The sequence below is a fragment of the Glaciecola punicea ACAM 611 genome (assembly GCF_000252165.1).
Lineage (GTDB): Bacteria > Pseudomonadota > Gammaproteobacteria > Enterobacterales > Alteromonadaceae > Glaciecola > Glaciecola punicea.
On the sequence record NZ_BAET01000007.1, the window covers coordinates 377,923 to 395,893 of the forward strand.

Genomic DNA, 17,971 nt, shown 5'->3' on the forward strand with positions numbered 1-17,971 from the left:
ACATAGTGTTCCATTGCGTATTATACTATCAACTTAGTTTGACGGTCTTTATGACGGTCTTTACGAAAGTACTTCGTTACCTTCGTATAATAACAGGTGGTTAATATGTCTCTAACTGATACAGCGATAAGAAATGCAAAACCCAAAGAAAAAGCATGGAAGTTATCTGATGGTGGTGGTTTGTATTTACTAATTAAAACTTCAGGGTACAAGAGTTGGAAGTATGATTTTAGACTAGACAACACCAGAGGAAGCTACACTATTGGTAATTACCCTGATATTGGATTAAAACTAGCGAGACGAGAACACAGAGATGCACGCGAACTAGTTGCGATGGGAATTAATCCTAAGCAGATTAAAATTCAGCGCAAAGTAAAAGACGTGCTTAAAAACAAGCGTTTCAGTTTTTACATGAACCAGTGGCTAGATAAGCAAGTTCTTGCTAACGCAACTTATTCAGATTTGAAGCAGCGTATTGATAAGAATCTAATTCCCTATTTAGATGTTAAATACATCAACGAATTCACAACCGCTGATTTACTAAATGTCATGCTGCGTATGAGCAATAGAGGCGCCAAGGAAACGGCAGTTCGCTTAGCTAACGTTCTAAGACGAGTTTTCAACGAGATATTAATTTTAGGTATCATTGACAGTAACCCTGCACAAGGATTGGCTGAGTTATTACCTAAACCCGATAAACGCATACACAATAACTTCAGTCATATCACATCGACATCTGACCTAAGGGTGCTATTGAAGCAAATTGACTCCCCTACTGTTAGGCAAGATTTTGCTGTTACCCAAGCATTGAAGTTAATGCCTCTAGTATTTCTTCGCCCTTATAACATCAGATTTTTAAAGTGGGAATATATTAACTTCAAAGATAGCATCATCAACATTCCTGCAACAGAACTTAAAAACAACAAACCACTTGATATACCATTAGCGTATCAAGCAATCGAAATTTTGAGAGAAATGCAGGCAGTAACAGGTGATAAAGAGTTTGTATTTGTTACAAGCCGAGGCAACAACACGCCCTTAAGCGAGAACACAACAACAGCTGCACTGAAGCGTTTAATTAACCCTGTAACTAATAAACCATATGGTACAGGCTTCATGACCTCTCACGGCTTTAGACATACTGCTAGTACAATGCTAAATGAATTAGGTTATCACTCTGATATTATTGAATTACAGTTAGCTCACACGAATAAAGATAGAATTAGAGCTACGTACAACAAAGCTCAATGGATGGAAAAGCGTATTAAGATGATGCAAGCTTGGGCTGATTATCTTGACGGACTAAAAACCAATGGACATTAAATCGATATCCTTCAAAGACCTAGTTTCCTTCTCAGTTATTTTAGAGAAACATGCTAACCCCTCCTCTAGGCTTAAGGATTATTTTTTTGCGGGAATTAGAAAGAAGATCCTTTTCTATGCAGTTAATCAATCTGAGAAATATGTTCACATGATTCGTTGGGGCGAAATTGATCACCCCACATATAAGGCAAGAATTTACGAAAGGGAAAAAAAGACCTTCGTCGATAAGGGAGAAATGCTCCCACTGTTTAAAATTCATCAATTCGACAAGCTTTTCAAAGGCGCCTTAAACGAAATTGATCTTTTTGAAGATATCGGAGATTACCATGAACTTGTGGAACCTCAGCAAAGCTTAAGACTTTTCAATATGCATCTACGTGATAGTGATCTAACCCCTCCAACAGAGTTCAAGAACATCGAATATAAGCATATATTTATTCATGCTAAAAACATTGAAGCGATTGAAAAACTATTAAAAACTCAAAGCTCCCCTAAAGCCAACAAACAGACTCGAAGGGAAATCGTTTTCATCAAATGGCTAAAAAATAAAGAGGAACTAGCTGTAAGCAACATGAAGAAAGACGATGTTTGGGAAGAGTTGAGAAAATTAGACCCTCACCTCTTTGCTTCAGAACATAAAAATTTCTTCAGAATTCAAAAAATAATTACCTTTAAACCTGGTCGAAAATTAAATAAGTAAGATTAACCATATTAGTTAAAGCCTAAAGAATACGCGGTATTTAACTTGATCATAATTATGTAAAAAACTTTGACCAAGTTGACCAATTTTGCACCGTCAAAACTTCTTTTAGTATGCCCTGTAGCTCATGCAATACCGCATTATAACAATAGAGCTATTATAGGAAAAACAATATGACAAGTACAAGATTACTTCGGATTAAAGAAGTTCAACAACTCACTTCGCTTTCAAAGAGTTATATATATGATCTTTGCAAACGTAACATCTTCCCGCAAAGTTTACCTCTTGTAAAAGGTGGCACTTCAGTAGCTTGGATCGAAAGCGAAATATTAGATTGGATCGACTCTCGCATAAAAGCACGTGATGAAGGAGTTAAATAATAATGGCTAATTCAAACGTTGACTATAAAAAAGAACTACTTGATAAACAGAGCAGCAAGACCGGTTTAAGAGGGAAAATTAATGCTAATTGCATTGACTGTGTCTATGACCCTATTGAAGCAGGTTCATGGCGAAAACAGGTCGAAAACTGCCATGGTTTCTCATGTTTTTTGTACTCAGTGCGTCCAACACCATTAAAAAATACAAAATAAAAAGCCCGTCACTGAATAAACAGAAACGGGCTTAATAGATTCTTCACACGATTACTATAGCAAATTTTTGTTACTCAGTGGTGGCTTTCTTTTACTTAAGGAAACTATCATGCATAATTTTAACATCCAGAATAATATTTTAACCGCTATTGAAACTATTACTTTAAAGCTTCAACCAAAAGAAGCCATTGCAGTTGAATTATTAATAACGCATCTAAACCAAGAATTAAGCACTTTTGATTTAAGCATCAATAAAATCGATAGCCCAGCACAATGTGTGTGGAGGCTAAAGCAAAAAGGCGCTCTCATTAAATCTGTTAGACGGACAGTGAATGATGCTTTTGACAAAGAACATAAAGGTATTGCTTGTTATACATTACAGGGGTGGAAACAATAATGCCCTATACATTAACCCCTATAAGTCTGCTGACAGCAAAGCAACCGAAAAACACTTGGTTAATAAAAGATATTGTTGAACAAGCTACAACGGGAATGCTCTTCGGTTCACCTGCAAGTGGCAAGTCATTTATCGCTATGGAGATGGCATTTTGCATAGCAATTGGTCATGACTTTGCGGATAGACCTGTTTGCCAAGGACAAGTAGTTTATTTAGCAGGTGAAGGCTTTAATGGTCTTACAAAGCGTTTTAAAGCACTAGAAGAAAAATACCAAACACAAACTAGTGATGTTTTTATTTCTAACATGCCAGCCGCTTTAATATGTGAAAAAAGTAAGGTTGAAGTTCTTGAGGAAATAAATAATATTTGTCCTAATCCTTCATTGATCATTGTTGACACCCTTCATCGTAACTTTGGTGGTGGAGATGAAAATAGTGCTAAAGATGTTGGTAAGCTGATGGAAGTGATAACAGCGATCATAAATGATACTAATGCCGCTGTTCTTCTAGTACATCATTCTGGTCATAGCTCAGGTGATAGAGCTAGAGGTTCAAGCGCACTAAAAGCGGCTTTAGATGTTGAATATAAAATATCTAAAAAAGGTGACGTGGTTACAATGAAAAATACCAAGGTTAAGGATTTTGACGAACCTAAGCCCATTTCATTTAACCTCGTACCCCAACCTATTTCTGGGTGGTTAGATGATGCAGGAAAGCCAGTTAAATCTGCTATCTTAGAGTTATATAACGATACAGTCCCCAAAGGAAAGGTTTTCCTTAACAAGCGTGAAAGTAGCATTTTAAATGCTCTAGAAGCATTGATAGATGACAAAGGTATATCGCTACCACAATCAGCAATAAAAGCTAACCCCATGCTTTCAGGGAAAAGGTATATTCATGTTGATGATTGGCGTACAGAAGTATATCAATTACTTGACGCTGATAAGTTAGACCAACAAGCAAAACAAAAAGCATTCAAACGGGCTAGAGAAAAGCTTGAAAAAGAAAAGCAGGTAATAGTTACTGCCGAGTTGTATTGTTTAAGTTAATTGTTTTCTGTGGTTTATTAGCCAGACAATCAAGTACTCCCCTTTAGGGGGGTGTACTTGTATGTCCGGCATAACCTGAAAACGGTAAATCATTGCAGAAACACTGAATACTTAAAACGGTAGGGTTACAAAATAGCTAGAATGCAAAACATTACTATGATTTACTATATAGACTTCTCTGTGTCAGTGCTATCTTGACTGTGACACCGCTTTTGGTAAAAATTGCACTATATTAAAGGAACTATAATGGACAGCAACAGAAACTTTTTTTCTATTTTATTAATCTTTATGACCGCTGGATGTACAAGCACTGGCATTGCCCCAACAAAAGAAGTAATGGATAACATTTCTCTTGAAAATGGTGAAACAACTTACTATGTAATACGAGAAGACGCATTTGGTGGTGCGGCTGCGACAGTGGCAGTTCATTGCAACAATTCGCAATATCGTTTGAAAGCTGGTGAGTTCGTGAAATGTCCTACCAATGAGAAAGTTAATTATTTATCTGCATACGTTGGTGATGGATTATTTTTTACTGAGGTTTTAGAAAATAACGAAAACATCCCCCCCACAGAGTTTAACAAATTTTATTTAGATAAAAACGACGGCAATAAATTTATATTCTTGTCAACTTCTTTGTTTAGTGATGCTGGCTTCAACATCAACAACCTAATCAGTCAAGAAAATGCTTTAGCAATCATACAGGATGGCTACGATGTGGTTGGACAACCTAGCTCAACAAGCTCCGTCTTGAGGAACACTGCTATAATGAATCCGTTTACAAAATGGAGCCCCAAATTTGTATCTTATGATGTTGAACTCCCGACTCAAATGAAAATTATGGATAAAAAAGATCTTGACCGTATTAGAAAAAAACGAGGGGTAATTGTTTTTCAAAACTCAGGTAATTTATTCTCTTTTGGCCTGTGGTCAGATAATGGATACCATGGAAGTTTATTTAGAAGTTCTTTTATATTTATTGAATCTTCAAAAGCAGAGGAAACCATACACACATACTATGGCGGTAAATATGTAAATTTAACAGTTCCTGTTAATGATGATGGTATAACCTTTGTTTATGCTGACACATCTATAGGGTGGGCTGCTCACAATAGACAATTTACCATTTCTACGGAAAAGTTTTTTGACAAGTTTTTGCCAAAATTAGAGTATTTATCATATGATAAAAATGCTGTAACTGAGATCCCCATGGAATTAGTTGAAGAAGAGGGTCTAAAGTTAATGAAATCGTTAAGAAATTAGAACTAATCTAGGCTACGACCATTCATTAAGCGGCATTTACTGGTAGTTCATATTACCACTTCACAGCGAGTTGATGTGTTTGTCTATTTTGCGTTACCAATTCGTAGCTCAAAATTACTTTTGACTTACCACTTGTACTGGTCTATTTTCGAATTCATATATAGGAATACAGAATAATCCAAACTAAAGAGTTAAACTCTAGAAAGTCCAACCTGTTTAGCTTTTTTCTGTTACTTAGTAGTTATGTGTAGATGTATGTATTTTAAAAACTAGTAGATATAATATTGAATTGTATTTATTCCCTATTTTATTAGCAGCGTAATATGTAACTAGGGGGGGGGGGTGCAGTAAATCGCCTGAAAGGCGCATAAAAAGTACTTGCCTGATAAAAATGCAGACATATTTTCACATAGCGGACTGTGTATGTTTATGTATTTGTTGGCTTAAGAGTACTTAGGCGTTATCTGTATGGGGTGAATTTTAACCCTGATATAAGAAGTATGAGCATGTTTCTTATTCACGCAGGCTCCTTTCTGGATTATGACTTAAATAAAAACCCACAATTAGAACACTTGTATGTTGGTTTGAGAAAAAGTAACAAAAGGCCGATAGGAAACAAAATAATAACAAAAAACCAAATTGCGCACCCTCTCTCACCATTTGAAATACTAGAACATTTTGGACAAGACAACTGCGCCATAAATTAAACTCTCTCTAAATGAAATAAATAAAATTAAGTTTATTAACCAAATTAAACTGAGCCGACGTTAATTACCTGCAAGTTGCATTAAACTAAAGGACTTGGTGCCCCCCGAACCATCAGAATACTTTTCTAAAATACTCATTTGGGTATCATTTATTGAAAACGTTTTTTTTGAGTCGTATTCACCATTGCGCCAGCGTCCTGCATCACTACCCCAGACTGCCTTATTTCCCTTAAGTCCAGACCGATATTTCTATAGTTTTCTGTCCCCCTGCCTTACATAGGACCTTGTGTGTCATGATACTCCCATACCATAACAATTTAAATTTATTCTTCTTCAGCAATAGCTAATAGAGACGCTCTAGTCAACTTCCACAATTTTTATAATTACTTTCAAGACATCGTTTCGAAAGCGCCTGTGCTTTTGATATATCATTCATCGACATTTCATTTTCTAAAAAGTCAAAAAGCGGTTTTGCATCATAGCCGTTATACCTAGAAATGTTAGCCCAGCTATATGATGTAATAAAATCTTGAAGAACACCCTCGCCCATAGCATACATATTCCCTAGGTTAAACTGTGCAACAGCATTGCCTTGCTCCGCTGCCAACCTATAATTCTTCGCTGCCTCTTTAAAATCTTTAAGAACGCCATGACCGCTATAGTACATAAACCCTAGGTTAGACTGTGCAAAGGCATTGCCTTGCTCCGCTGACAACTTATACCACTTCTCTGCCTCTTTAAAATCTTTAAGAACACCCTCGCCTATAGCATACATAAACCCTAGGTTAGACTGTGCAAAGGCATTGCCTTGCTCCACTGACAACTTAAACCACTTTACTGCCTCTTTAGAATCTTTAAGAACACCCTCGCCGCGGGCGTACATATTCCCTAGGTTATACTGCGCACTAGCATCGCCTTGCTCCGCTGACAACTTAAACCACTTTACTGCCTCTTTAGAATCTTTAAGAACACCCTCGCCGCGGTCGAACATATTCCCTAGGTCATACTGCGCACTAGCATCGCCTTGCTCCGCTGACAACTTAAACCACTTTACTGCCTCTTTAGAATCTTTAAGAACACCGTCGCCGCTGCTGTACATACGCCCTAGGACATACTGAATTTCAGCAAAGCCTTGCTCCGCTGACAACAGATACCACTTCATTGCCTCTTCAGAACTTTGAGGCACACCGTCACCGGCATGGTGCATAAGCCCTAGTAATTGCTGCGCTTTAGCATCGCCTTGCTCCGCTGCCAACCTATACCACTTCGCTGCCTCTTTAAAATCTTTAAGAACGCCATCGCCGCTATGGTACATGACCCCTAGTTCGAGCTGCGCTTCAGCATCGCCATCCTGCGCTAATTGTTGAATAACTTCGATTTTTGAAATTTCTTTTTCCGCAGTAGCACTCACATGTATTTGAAAAAATAACAACGCGCTGATAAAAAGTAGTTTAAGCATATTTAAGGTCCAAAGAAATCTACCATGGTATGTGTTAAATAGTGTATTACAGGCTCTTAGTTGAGTAAACCATAGTTCAAAACAACGAAATAAATAATCATTTTATGGCATGAATGTCAGGTTTTGTGGGGTTCTCAAGGGTTGAATGCGTTCTGCATATTCCAGCATTCGCGTTTAAGGTTCAGTAGTATATTACGCTTTGCTTCAAACGTATCCCATCTTATATAAACGGGTATTTCCCAATGGCTTATATCAACAAGTAAATTATTAATGTCAGGACGAGCACAACCATATAGTGCTTTTCTTAATTTGCGTATACGTCTTATGCGCCTGTGCTTTAGCCATTCAGACTGGCAAGAGTAATTCAAACCGATACACTCGCGGTAATAGTAGCCCTATTTGATCGCGTAAAGGCTCTGGCGTTACTTTGAGCATTTAGGCCAAGTGATATATAGCTTATTGCTTGCGCTGCTGTCATCAAGCGTTAAGCCGATAAGGTGAGGCTTGTCGTTAATTGTGAATTGAGCGAAACGCTGGAACCTTTCCCATTAGCAAAAACGGCTAAATCATCTTCGCAAAAACCATCTAACGACTCTAAAAGCCAGCTGTAACGAAGGGTAGCATATAGCCTTACTTCCACTTACACTCAACTTGCAGCTCGCATGCCTGCCTTTAGACCTTCTCTGAAATCAGTTGAGCCAATTGGTGTGACAGGTGCTACAGGACAGATTGGTACAATTACCATATCGCCTTTAATACTTTTATATCCTTCTTCAAAGCCAGAGCAAAATTCTGCTTGCCCTGCAAAAGCTAGTGTACTTGCAATAATTGCTGTAGAAGCGAATAAGCCTTTTAGTAAATTCTTCATAAATAATCCTTTTATTATTTTCTAGCTAATAATGTATAACATTGTGAAAATAAAAATCAAATTAATACTTTATGTTTTTTTATGTTGATTAAATTATTAAGCGACAATCAACTTGACCGGCCATATTGCCCCTAAAACCGGCCTTGGTTGAACGAAAGCTGGTAAAAGCGAAGCTTATGAGCGCACCCGCCTGAGTTGTCGTGCAGACGCATCATGCCCAAGCATTTCTTTCATCGCAATGCGACCCTATTTGGCTGGCAGCTTTATTAAAAGGTTTAGCCGCATGAGAATGTTTGTCGCTCAATAGTTACAATCGTGCACAAATCGACAACTATACCAAGATACAGGTTCGCCCTATTACACTTTTTGCTATTGTTGCTACTTACCAACAAGGAGCAGCACCATTGAAGCTAACCACAGTTCAAACAGAAGTATTAAGCAATAATATTAATCTAGTCACAGAGCTTGCAGAGACGCTCTGCCAAGAGAGTTTACACGAAGGTCAAGGGCATATTCCACTAAACAAGAGACAAGACCAACTAGAACGTTTAGCAACTAGCCTTGATGATATTAGAGGCGCATTATTAGCCGGACATTAATAGGCTGCCTATAAACGTAGTTAATCTCATCGCCAATAGCTGATATCAAAAGTTAATGGTCAACATAACTACGGGTAGTTTGGTTTATGAATTACCAGTCGCATATCTACTGGGTATATGAGGTAACAACTTATACTTCAAGCTTTAGTACCATATGTACCCGTAGATATAAGAACCGGTGAGCAGTAATATTAACGTTGGTAGTTGCATATCTGATTTTTTCTTTAATTTAGTGCTCTTACAAAAATAGTGAAAGCCGACGCCCCTGCCAAATGCGTTTTAGTTTATTTCCCGGATATAACTCTACCTAACGCTATCAAGTTCTAACTTTCTCATCCATGGACCTGTTCCAACAGTCAGTACGATGATCCTGAACTCAGCAAAAGTAGCACCTGTTGACTAGTTCAGATATATTGTTTATTCTAATTTGCCAAAATATGAGGGCTTCCTAGAATGACAATAGCTAGTGATTACAATGCAGTCTTTATAGTCAGTTGTTATATGCAATGGAGAAACTGATGCGTTTTTCGATTATTCTGATTGTTACTCTTTTTTTTGGCTCAGTGCACGCTTCAGACAAAGCTTTTGAAAAATATTCCCCACCAAATTGTAAAATGATAGCTGAGTGGGTTGATGTTCAAGGGCAAAGTAAAACCAGTGTAAATATAAAGCAATCAGATTATCCTAACCTGCATCTGTATGATGTTGCTATTGCCATATATATCAGCCGTAATATGCCTTTATCTAAAAGTAATACTTATGCTTCTGCTTATCTAAATTGTAGAGCTATTATTGCAGGGAACGTTGTTGTAAAGTCTGAAGATTAATTGCATATAACAAGCCATTCAAAAGGACAAAAAACAGCTTGCTGTTTTCGTTCCTCAACATTTTAGCCAACTAAATTTTGTCTCTTAATAGGGCATTAGGCATTGAATCATGCGAGAACATATATGCATAAGAAATCCAGAATATGTTGCAGGTACTAACAGCAAGCCAGAAGTTGGAGTTTTTACGCAAGCCAGAAAAAATCAACGACCTTCCCCCTGGGGTAAAATTAGCGAAGGCGAAACTGTATGGATGAAATGGTCTGGTGGGCCTGTTGTAGCGAAGGCAAAAGTTTCTGGTTATAGGCAAATAATGAACTGTACAGCCTCCCAACTAAAATCTGCAGTAGCTGGCTTTGCTCTTCATGACCTTGATGATTATTGGTCTAGCCTGAGTAATGAATTTAATGCCCTTGTTATATATTTAGATAACGAAGAGTGGTTAGCGTCACCCATTGATTTGGTTGGTAGATCTTATGGATCTAGTTGGGTTGTGCTTCCTGATTCTGATTCTGTAAAAAGATGGATGACAGAATCCAAGGCACCTGAAAAAGTTGTTAAAGATCCACGCGGGCTTAGAACAGCGCGACCAAAGTTGAGATTCGAAGTTTTTCGAAGAGACTCATACAAATGCCAATATTGTGGGAGGGCTGCGCCCGAGTATCCGTTACATGTAGATCATATATTGCCTTGGTCTAAAGGTGGGGAAACTGTTATTAAAAACTTAGTAACAGCATGCAGTGAGTGTAATCTTGGCAAAAGTAATAGACCAGCCTAACAAGGCGCTGCTGTCGAACAAATTCTCTGCTGCACTCTCGTTGCAAGGTCGTAAAGTATTCGAACACATTAATGCCCGCTTGACTTGCCGTGGCAATCAAGGATGTAATGACATCATCGGCAATGTAAAACTAACCCACTTACAAAAAAGTGCAATTGACATACCAAAGGCAATATAGCTGCTGATTATAAAAATGAAAAGACATGCGAACTTAGTAATGGTTATTGAACCAAGTTGAATGGCATTACCTTTCACACCTACCAGGTCATTAAAACACGTATAGAGCGATGTGTTGAACACTCCAGCCATTTGCATAACTTCGTCAACATTTAGCAAAAAGCTTACCTTCTTCTGGTTTAGCCGCAAATATATCTATAATCAATATAACGTTAATGGACGTGCATGGCTTTCCATCCTATGTTCTTTGGCACTCACTTACTGGTCAGTTATTATGTGCTTACATCGCCCTACTGCTTACCTAAACTGTATATTATTGAATTTGGCGGCCGCCTCGAGAAGCATATTAACTAACGGCAGTTACACAGATTTTGTTACAGCCTCCCATTAGCCCAAGTGAATCTGCCTTTGCCTGTTCGCATGCCATCGAGGTAGTTACCCTCATACACCTTACCACTAGCCCAAGTGAATCTACCTTCGCCTGTCAGCCTCCCATCTACGTAGTCACCGTCATACATATCACCATTAGCCCAAGTGAATCTGCCTTCGCCTGTTCGCATGCCATCGAGGTAATCACCCTCGTACACATTACCACTAGCCCAAGTGTATTTCCCTTTACCTGATTTCATGTCATCTACGTAGTCACCCTCGTACACATTACCATCAGCCCAAGTGTATTTCCCTCTGCCTGTCAGCCTTCCATCGACAAAGTCACCCTCATACACATCACCATTAGCCCAAGTGAATCTACCTTTGCCTGTCAGCCGCCAATCGATGATGTCACCCTCATACATATTACCATTAGCACAAGTGAATCTACCTTTGCCTGTCAGCCTCCCACCTACGAAGTCACCCTCATACACATCACCACTAGCCCAAGTGAATCTACCTTTGCCTGTTTGCTTGCCATTGACGAAGTCACCCTCACAGACATTACCATTAGCATAAGTGTATTTCCCTTTGCCTGTCAGTCTCCAATCGACGAAGTCACCCTCATACACCTTACCACTAGCCCAAGTGAATCTACCTTTGCCTGTTTGCTTGCCATCGACGAAGTCACCTTCATACACATCGCCATTAGCATAAGTGTATTTCCCTTTGCCTGTCAGCCTCCAATCGACGAAGTCACCCTCGTACACATTGCCTCTAGCCAAAGTGTATTTCCCTTTGCCTGTTCGCATGCCATCTACGTAGTGACCCTCGTACACATTACCATCAGCCCAAGTGAATCTACCTTCGCCTGTTTGCTTACCATCGACGAAGTCACCTTCATACACATCGCCATTAGCATAAGTGTATATCCCTTTGCCTGATTGCATGTCATCGAGGTAGTCACCTTCATACACATCACCATTAGCATAAGTGCATTTCCCTTTGCCTGTTCGCATGTCATCGAGGTAGTCACCTTCATACACATCACCATTAGCATAAGTGCATTTCCCTTTGCCTGATTGCATGTCATCGAGGCAGTCACCTTCATACACATCGCCATTAGCATAAGTGTATTTCCCTTTGCCTGTAAGCCTCCCACCTATGAAGTCACCCTCATACACACTACCACTAACCCAAGTGTATTTCCCTTTGCCTGTCAGCCTCCCATCTACGTAGTCACCCTCATAAACATTACCACTAGCATAAGTGTATTTCCCTTTGCCTGTCGGCCTCCCACCTACGAAGTCACCCTCATACACATCACCACTAGCCCAAGTGTATTTCCCTTTGCCTGTCAGCCTCCCACCTACGAAGTCACCCTCATACACATCACCACTAGCCCAAGTGTATTTCCCTTTGCCTGTTTTCTTGGCATCTACGTAGTCACCCTCATAAACATTACCGCTAGCATAAGTGCATTTCCCTTTGCCTGTTCTTGTGATTTTATCTCCTATAAACCAGTCCCATCCAGTTTCAGAAGCTCTGACGACTGGCTTCTCGCCAAACTTGCTGTTAAGTTCTATGATCTTCTTTGGCAATGAAACATGGTGAGCGATAGGGTCAATGGTATCTAGCTTTTCGTTAAATCGGCAATCTTTCTTCACTCCCATAACATTAGTCTTACTGCTCCTTACAGATCTTTTTTCTTTCCTATTATGATTGTCAATCAACCAAATAAAAAAGACTAGTAGCAGGAGTATTAATTGCAATTCCCAAATAAAAGCTGTGAGGGCGACAATTACAAAAAAAAAGATAACACCTAGTACTGCAAAAATATTGAATAACGCCTTACTTTTACTATCTAACCAACCACCAATTTTCTCAAACAAAATTAATATTGTTATGCCAGCGAAAATCAACCGAAGAATTGTAAAAAATGATAGGTTCCCAGGAAAAGAATCAAAGGCACCATAGTCCGTGGGGTTGAAGCGCTCTTGCCCAGAAACTTCTAATCCTAATAAACTTAATATTAGAATCAAAACAAATTTAAACGCTACAATATACAATTTTATCACCTTTTCTACGATGGACTATTTACCTAGTATCTGAAGCATCTCTGCATAGACCAATCATTTGAATTTCATCGGAATAATCTTGATCAATTTATCAACAATACTAACAATCAATTTTTAGACACATTTTCAATAATTCTTATCAAGCCCATATCGCCTTATTCAAAACGCCGCTATGCAAGTTGCAATCTGACCTGAAAGACAGCTGTAACGATAGGTAGTGCACAGCGTTACTCTGTCCTTTACCCACCTTGTGTGGTTTTTATAGCTCATCTTCACATAGAGCTTTTAATAAATTTGGAGAGATGGATGACATTATGCTTTTATTTGCCGTGAGGTATCCAATATCTTTACCGCCTTTAATTATCATTGGCGGGGTACTGGTGTATTCATTGAAAGGTGTATGTGAACTGTATTTACTTCCAAACGTCGTATACTCATTCCAGATAGAATTTGCACTGTATTCACTTCCATAAGTAGCGTATTCGTTAAATAGTAAGCGCCTAACCAACCTGCGGTGTAGTTAATATCTTATTCTCTTTAACATGCCAAGGCAACAACGCTTCTATGTCTTCAACCGTCTCAGCATAAGGCAGCTTTTTGAACACGTAGTTGAGATAAGCATAAGGCTCAAGTCCATTTAACTTGGCTGTTTGGATAAGGCTATAATGTACTGCGTTAACGTATGCATCGGCAGGTTTATATGCGAATAGCCACGCTTTGCGATTAAGTTGAGCTCAACATAAGAGAAAAAATTGGTTATTTAGCCAAACCGCGACCGGCCCAAACGCCAGTGCGTTGCTTGATAGCGTTATCGAGACCGCTGAGGCTAACGGAAAAATTCCCTTCGATTATCTTATGCATGTGCTAGAAAAATCTATCGAGCCGGATTGCAAAGTAGAAAGTCTAATGCCATGGAATGTTACGCTAGACTAGGTGTAATTGGTCGGACGCTTACGATATTCCATGTAGTTACCTACTATCCTAATTTATTAAACGTAAGCTATTTGCTTTTTGCGTTAAATGAAAAAAAGGAAATATTGTCCTTTTATTGAGTTTGCGAAGAGAAACTGTTAATTTCAAAAGGTATGTAAATTAATGTTTTTTCAAGGGGCGTTTAACGAACAAACAAAGACGTTTTACTGGAGGTATGGTTTGTTTGAAATATATGTTTTTGGAGTTTTTGCTTCATTTTTAATGGCAATTTGTAATAAGGTTTTAGTGGATGTTGTGAATAGACTATTTGGAGTCTATACATATTTTCAGAATCTTCGAAAAATATTGCCATATATTTTTGATGGTAGTCCATTTATTATCAGGCAGTTAAAAATGGTTTCGTTAGCAATTCTCATATCATTGACGTCATGGATTGGTTTTTTATTTTTCCTATATACGACAATTGACGGCTGTTTTGGTGCTTTAACAGAAAAAAAACAGTTTTTGACAGAAGATTCAAAAAAGTATGCAATGCCTTTATTCAACAACCCACACCTTAGTAGAGAAAAGACTTTTGCTTACAAATGTATGTTAGACATATCCAATGGCTATGACCATAGCTTATTAGGTGAGGCTATCTATGAACGGGAAGAAGAAATTAATAATCAATTTAAACGCAAAAAAAAGAACTGTAATAGAAAAGAATTCTCTGACTTAATTAAGGAATTCTCTGGCTTAATAGCAATTTCGGAATTAGAAAAACTTGACTTTTTTGTAGATGAAACTATAAAAGTAATCCGAAAAGACTATCAATCTTTTAAAGAGCAAGATTTAAAAGATTAGCAGTGCTCTATCTTTTTTAGCTTCCCAAGTTTTTTTAATGAGAAACGCTGTGCAATCACTTTCTCTTGTGAAAATTCATCTGTGACTTTAATATCGATTGATTCAGTAAACATTATTCATTACTCCAATTTGGCTCACCAAGGAATAATGCCAACTCAACTGACCAGCGGTGCAATCTATTTTCATGAGGCTGCTAAAGATGAAATTGCGCAAATCTTCTGCGCTTTATATAAGCAATCACCTGAAAATAGTCGAGTAATAGCGCCTACAAAGGCTCTAGTGGCAGAAATAAACAAACTAACACAAGCCGCTGTTAATGAAGGTAGCGGCAGGCTTGAATTTGAGATGCATGGCCAGAAATTTTTTCAAGATTTAAGGCAGAATGATGTAATTCTATTCACTCAGAACCACTATGAAAAAGGCATTCAAAATGGTTCACTTGGTATTCTTTCTAGCCTTAAATCGACTGGCGATAGTTTTGGCGAAGTAACCCTCGATACGGGTGAAAAGGTTAAAGTTACACCAACAGTGCTAGATTGCATGGAGTTGGGTTGCGCTATAACCCTGCATAAAGCTCAAGGTTCGCAGTTTCCGCGTATCATTGTGGCTCTGCAAAGCGGAAGAATAGTAGAGCGAGCATGGCTGTACACGGCAATGTCGGGAGCTGAGAGCGAAATTCATATCGTTGGTAGTCTAGTTGATTTTAAATATGTAAAAAAGACAGACAGTAACGCAAGTAACCGCAAAAGTTATCTATTAGGATTGCTCATTTAAGAGTTGATTGCTATTTATTTTGTTCTTATGTAACTTAAAGGACACGACCGCTAGCTATCCTTTTTAGCCCTTACATCAGACCAGACTATCAATGGACTACATATGAAATTAAAGTGTATTTATAAAAAAACAATATCATGCCTCACTTTAATATTTCTCCTTGTCGGTATTACAGGATGTGTCAGCCACCCTGTTTTTATGGTCAATACAAATGATGTAACCCGGTTGAAAAATCTAGACCCCTCAAAAGTCGACGAATTGGCTCCTTTCGGCGGACAATATACAGCAATTTTTCAAGCAGCATCTGATGGAAAAACAGAATTTGTAAAAGTCCTGCTGGATAAAGGTGCAAACCCTAATGTTGTAGGCTCAAATGGTTCATCACCTTTATTGGAGGCTGCGAACGGGAGGCATGAGGATATATTGCGACTGCTATTGGATGCAGGAGCAGATCCTAATTTTAGAAATGTTATGGGTGCTACTCCATTGCTATTTGCGATAGGCACGCAAGTTGATATCAGTATTATTGAGGAAATGTTAAATAAGGGTGCTAACCCTAACCTCATGTCAAAAGATGCAGTTAATGCGCACTCCGCGTTAAAGATTGCAGTTGAAAATAGACGTTATGATGTGGTTGATTTATTAATCGACAGAGATGTTGATATTACTTTGCCAAGGGAGCACCCACCGGTTGTAGTAGCCGCTCAAACTGGAGAGTTACCGCTTTTAAAAAAATTCCTTGCACTAGGAGCAGATATAAATCAAATCGCAACTAACGATGGAAGCAGTATTATGCAGTATGCGCTCGGCGCTCAACAATGGCAGATAGCTGAGTATTTAAATGCGCAAGGAGCTGATCCTAGCAATAAGAACTACTCCGGAGAGAACGCATTACACCTCGGCGTAGCATTTGGAATGCCATTATCGTTGATTGACGACTTTATCCTTCAGGGGATTCCAGTTGATGACAGAGCTCCTAACCGAAGTACAGCTTTGATAATTGCTTCTCGTTATAATCAGACTGACGCGGCATTGCGCTTAATTAAAAGAAGTGCTGATGTTCGCGCAACTAATAATGTCGGGGATACTGCATTGCATTGGGCTGTGGTAAATAATAATTTTGAATTAATACGAATGCTTGTTTCTGGCGGCGCAAACATCAATGCTATAAGCAGTAATGGTGTTTCACCAGTTTCTTTAGCAAATAACAATTCTGCGATAATTTCGATACTGCGGAATAATAATAATATTAGATATTCTGAGCCGCCTCAAAAAACTAACTTGCCTAAAGAAAAAAATGTACCGAAGCTACATGCAACTGGAAGCGGTTTCTTTATTAATGAAAACGGGCAACTACTTACGAATTATCATGTTATTGAAGGTTGTGACACTTTCAAGGTCGTGGGCGAGCTTCAATCCACTATCGCAGAAGTATTAGCTTTTGATGCCCGAAATGACATTGCACTTTTAAAAACGAACCTAAAACCAGACACCTTTATTAACTTAAATAACAATCGCAATATTCCTCTTGGCGAGGAAGTTACGGTGTTGGGTTACCCATTGACAAGAATACTCGGAAATACTCTGAAAATAACCACTGGCAATATTAGCTCGCACGCTGGCATTGGCGGTGATACCTCACGCTATCAAATAAGCGCACCTATTCAGGCAGGTAATTCGGGCGGCCCGGTTTTTGATGAGAAGGGTTTTTTAGCAGGAATAGCTGTTGCCACCTTATCTCTACCAATAGATGTTCGATCCGGCTCATTACCTCAGAACGTTAATTATGCTATAAAATCTACAGCAGTTATTGAGTTCCTAGATGCTAATAATGTCAAGTTTTCAAGTGGTAACGGCCTGAAACAGATGACTCCTAAAGAGATTGTCGAGACAAACGAACAAGCAGTATTGATGGTACAGTGCTTTAGATAATACGATATTTATTTTCCTTTGAAATCTTAAAGTTCGTAGCCTAAGCAAGTGTAAATTTAAGGTGAGAAATAGCCCATTTTTTTCGTTTTATTTACGATTTTATCAAAGCTGAAATTTTAAATTGTGTTTTTATAAGTGTTAAATAAAGCTAAATACATGAAATTAAATCATTTTATCTGACTTTTTCACTCACTCACCTGGTGGGAAGATTGAATTATACGTATACTACCGTTCTAAGATAGATAATTTATTCCATAACATACTTAAGCACCTAGGTTCTTTACCAAGAAGACCAGGTTATTGGTA

18 protein-coding genes are annotated in these 17,971 nt (G+C 38.5%); 14 read left to right on the top strand and 4 right to left on the bottom strand.

The annotated features are described in order from the left end of the window. The first annotated feature begins 105 nt into the window (after positions 1 to 105). From GPUN_RS04060 to GPUN_RS04090, 7 genes are all read left to right on the top strand, one after another. Positions 106 to 1,323, top strand: coding sequence for a tyrosine-type recombinase/integrase (locus GPUN_RS04060; protein WP_006003666.1), 1,218 nt, complete (start codon positions 106 to 108; stop codon positions 1,321 to 1,323). Next, on the top strand, positions 1,313 to 2,023 hold the full coding sequence (locus tag GPUN_RS04065) for a hypothetical protein (protein ID WP_006003668.1): 711 nt from the start codon (positions 1,313 to 1,315) through the stop codon (positions 2,021 to 2,023). Before GPUN_RS04060 ends, GPUN_RS04065 begins: the two co-directional genes overlap by 11 nt. A 173-nt stretch (positions 2,024 to 2,196) precedes the next feature. Next, complete coding sequence (locus GPUN_RS04070) at positions 2,197 to 2,403, top strand: helix-turn-helix transcriptional regulator (RefSeq protein WP_040520135.1); 207 nt, start codon at positions 2,197 to 2,199, stop codon at positions 2,401 to 2,403. Between the two features lie 2 nt (positions 2,404 to 2,405). Further along, positions 2,406 to 2,615, top strand: a complete 210-nt coding sequence (locus tag GPUN_RS04075) for a hypothetical protein (protein ID WP_006003671.1) — start codon at positions 2,406 to 2,408, stop codon at positions 2,613 to 2,615. 109 nt (positions 2,616 to 2,724) lie between these two features. Continuing rightward, complete coding sequence (locus tag GPUN_RS04080; protein WP_006003672.1) at positions 2,725 to 3,012, top strand: hypothetical protein; 288 nt, start codon at positions 2,725 to 2,727, stop codon at positions 3,010 to 3,012. Continuing rightward, positions 3,012 to 4,061 carry a helicase RepA family protein gene (locus tag GPUN_RS04085; RefSeq protein WP_006003674.1) on the top strand — a complete coding sequence of 350 codons (1,050 nt, stop codon included), beginning with the start codon at positions 3,012 to 3,014 and terminating at the stop codon, positions 4,059 to 4,061. The genes GPUN_RS04080 and GPUN_RS04085 overlap by 1 nt, the downstream gene beginning before the upstream one ends. A gap of 246 nt (positions 4,062 to 4,307) precedes the next feature. Then, positions 4,308 to 5,324 (top strand): hypothetical protein, encoded by a 1,017-nt coding sequence (locus GPUN_RS04090; RefSeq protein WP_006003676.1) that lies wholly within the window; start codon positions 4,308 to 4,310, stop codon positions 5,322 to 5,324. Between the two features lie 1,068 nt (positions 5,325 to 6,392). On the opposite strand, the gene GPUN_RS04100 is transcribed toward GPUN_RS04090, so the two are convergent. Together GPUN_RS04100 and GPUN_RS04105 are read right to left on the bottom strand one after the other, a co-directional pair. Further along, positions 6,393 to 7,490, bottom strand: coding sequence for a tetratricopeptide repeat protein (locus GPUN_RS04100; RefSeq protein ID WP_006003681.1), 1,098 nt, complete (start codon positions 7,488 to 7,490; stop codon positions 6,393 to 6,395). 646 nt (positions 7,491 to 8,136) lie between these two features. Further along, positions 8,137 to 8,358, bottom strand: coding sequence for a hypothetical protein (locus GPUN_RS04105; protein ID WP_006003687.1), 222 nt, complete (start codon positions 8,356 to 8,358; stop codon positions 8,137 to 8,139). A gap of 404 nt (positions 8,359 to 8,762) precedes the next feature. On the opposite strand from GPUN_RS04105, the gene GPUN_RS14140 reads away from it, so the two are divergent. The 3 genes from GPUN_RS14140 to GPUN_RS14505 all read left to right on the top strand — a co-directional run bounded on the left by GPUN_RS14140 (position 8,763) and on the right by GPUN_RS14505 (position 10,559). Beyond that, positions 8,763 to 8,957 carry a hypothetical protein gene (locus GPUN_RS14140; RefSeq protein ID WP_006003689.1) on the top strand — a complete coding sequence of 65 codons (195 nt, stop codon included), beginning with the start codon at positions 8,763 to 8,765 and terminating at the stop codon, positions 8,955 to 8,957. Positions 8,958 to 9,475: 518 nt separating this feature from the next. Further along, positions 9,476 to 9,784: a hypothetical protein gene (locus GPUN_RS04115; RefSeq protein WP_006003691.1), complete on the top strand. Its 309-nt coding sequence runs from the start codon at positions 9,476 to 9,478 to the stop codon at positions 9,782 to 9,784. A gap of 109 nt (positions 9,785 to 9,893) precedes the next feature. Then, the gene (locus tag GPUN_RS14505; protein WP_006003693.1) at positions 9,894 to 10,559 is read left to right on the top strand and encodes an HNH endonuclease; all 666 of its coding nucleotides are present in this window, start codon (positions 9,894 to 9,896) and stop codon (positions 10,557 to 10,559) included. A 551-nt stretch (positions 10,560 to 11,110) separates the two neighbouring features. Here GPUN_RS14505 and GPUN_RS13630 read toward each other — a convergent pair. Beyond that, the gene (locus GPUN_RS13630; RefSeq protein ID WP_141567204.1) at positions 11,111 to 12,778 is read right to left on the bottom strand and encodes an MORN repeat-containing protein; all 1,668 of its coding nucleotides are present in this window, start codon (positions 12,776 to 12,778) and stop codon (positions 11,111 to 11,113) included. Between the two features lie 905 nt (positions 12,779 to 13,683). Then, the gene (locus tag GPUN_RS14755) at positions 13,684 to 13,839 is read right to left on the bottom strand and encodes a transposase domain-containing protein (protein WP_081483892.1); all 156 of its coding nucleotides are present in this window, start codon (positions 13,837 to 13,839) and stop codon (positions 13,684 to 13,686) included. Between the two features lie 139 nt (positions 13,840 to 13,978). Between GPUN_RS14755 and GPUN_RS14710 the strand changes: the two genes are divergently transcribed. From GPUN_RS14710 to GPUN_RS13635, 4 genes are all read left to right on the top strand, one after another. After that, positions 13,979 to 14,116, top strand: coding sequence for a transposase domain-containing protein (locus tag GPUN_RS14710; protein ID WP_081483893.1), 138 nt, complete (start codon positions 13,979 to 13,981; stop codon positions 14,114 to 14,116). Between the two features lie 162 nt (positions 14,117 to 14,278). Beyond that, on the top strand, positions 14,279 to 14,959 hold the full coding sequence (locus tag GPUN_RS04135; protein ID WP_006003705.1) for a hypothetical protein: 681 nt from the start codon (positions 14,279 to 14,281) through the stop codon (positions 14,957 to 14,959). A 147-nt stretch (positions 14,960 to 15,106) separates the two neighbouring features. Next, positions 15,107 to 15,733 (top strand): ATP-dependent DNA helicase, encoded by a 627-nt coding sequence (locus GPUN_RS04140; RefSeq protein ID WP_006003710.1) that lies wholly within the window; start codon positions 15,107 to 15,109, stop codon positions 15,731 to 15,733. 102 nt (positions 15,734 to 15,835) lie between these two features. Further along, positions 15,836 to 17,665, top strand: a complete 1,830-nt coding sequence (locus GPUN_RS13635) for an ankyrin repeat domain-containing protein (protein WP_006003712.1) — start codon at positions 15,836 to 15,838, stop codon at positions 17,663 to 17,665. Positions 17,666 to 17,971: the final 306 nt, after the last annotated feature.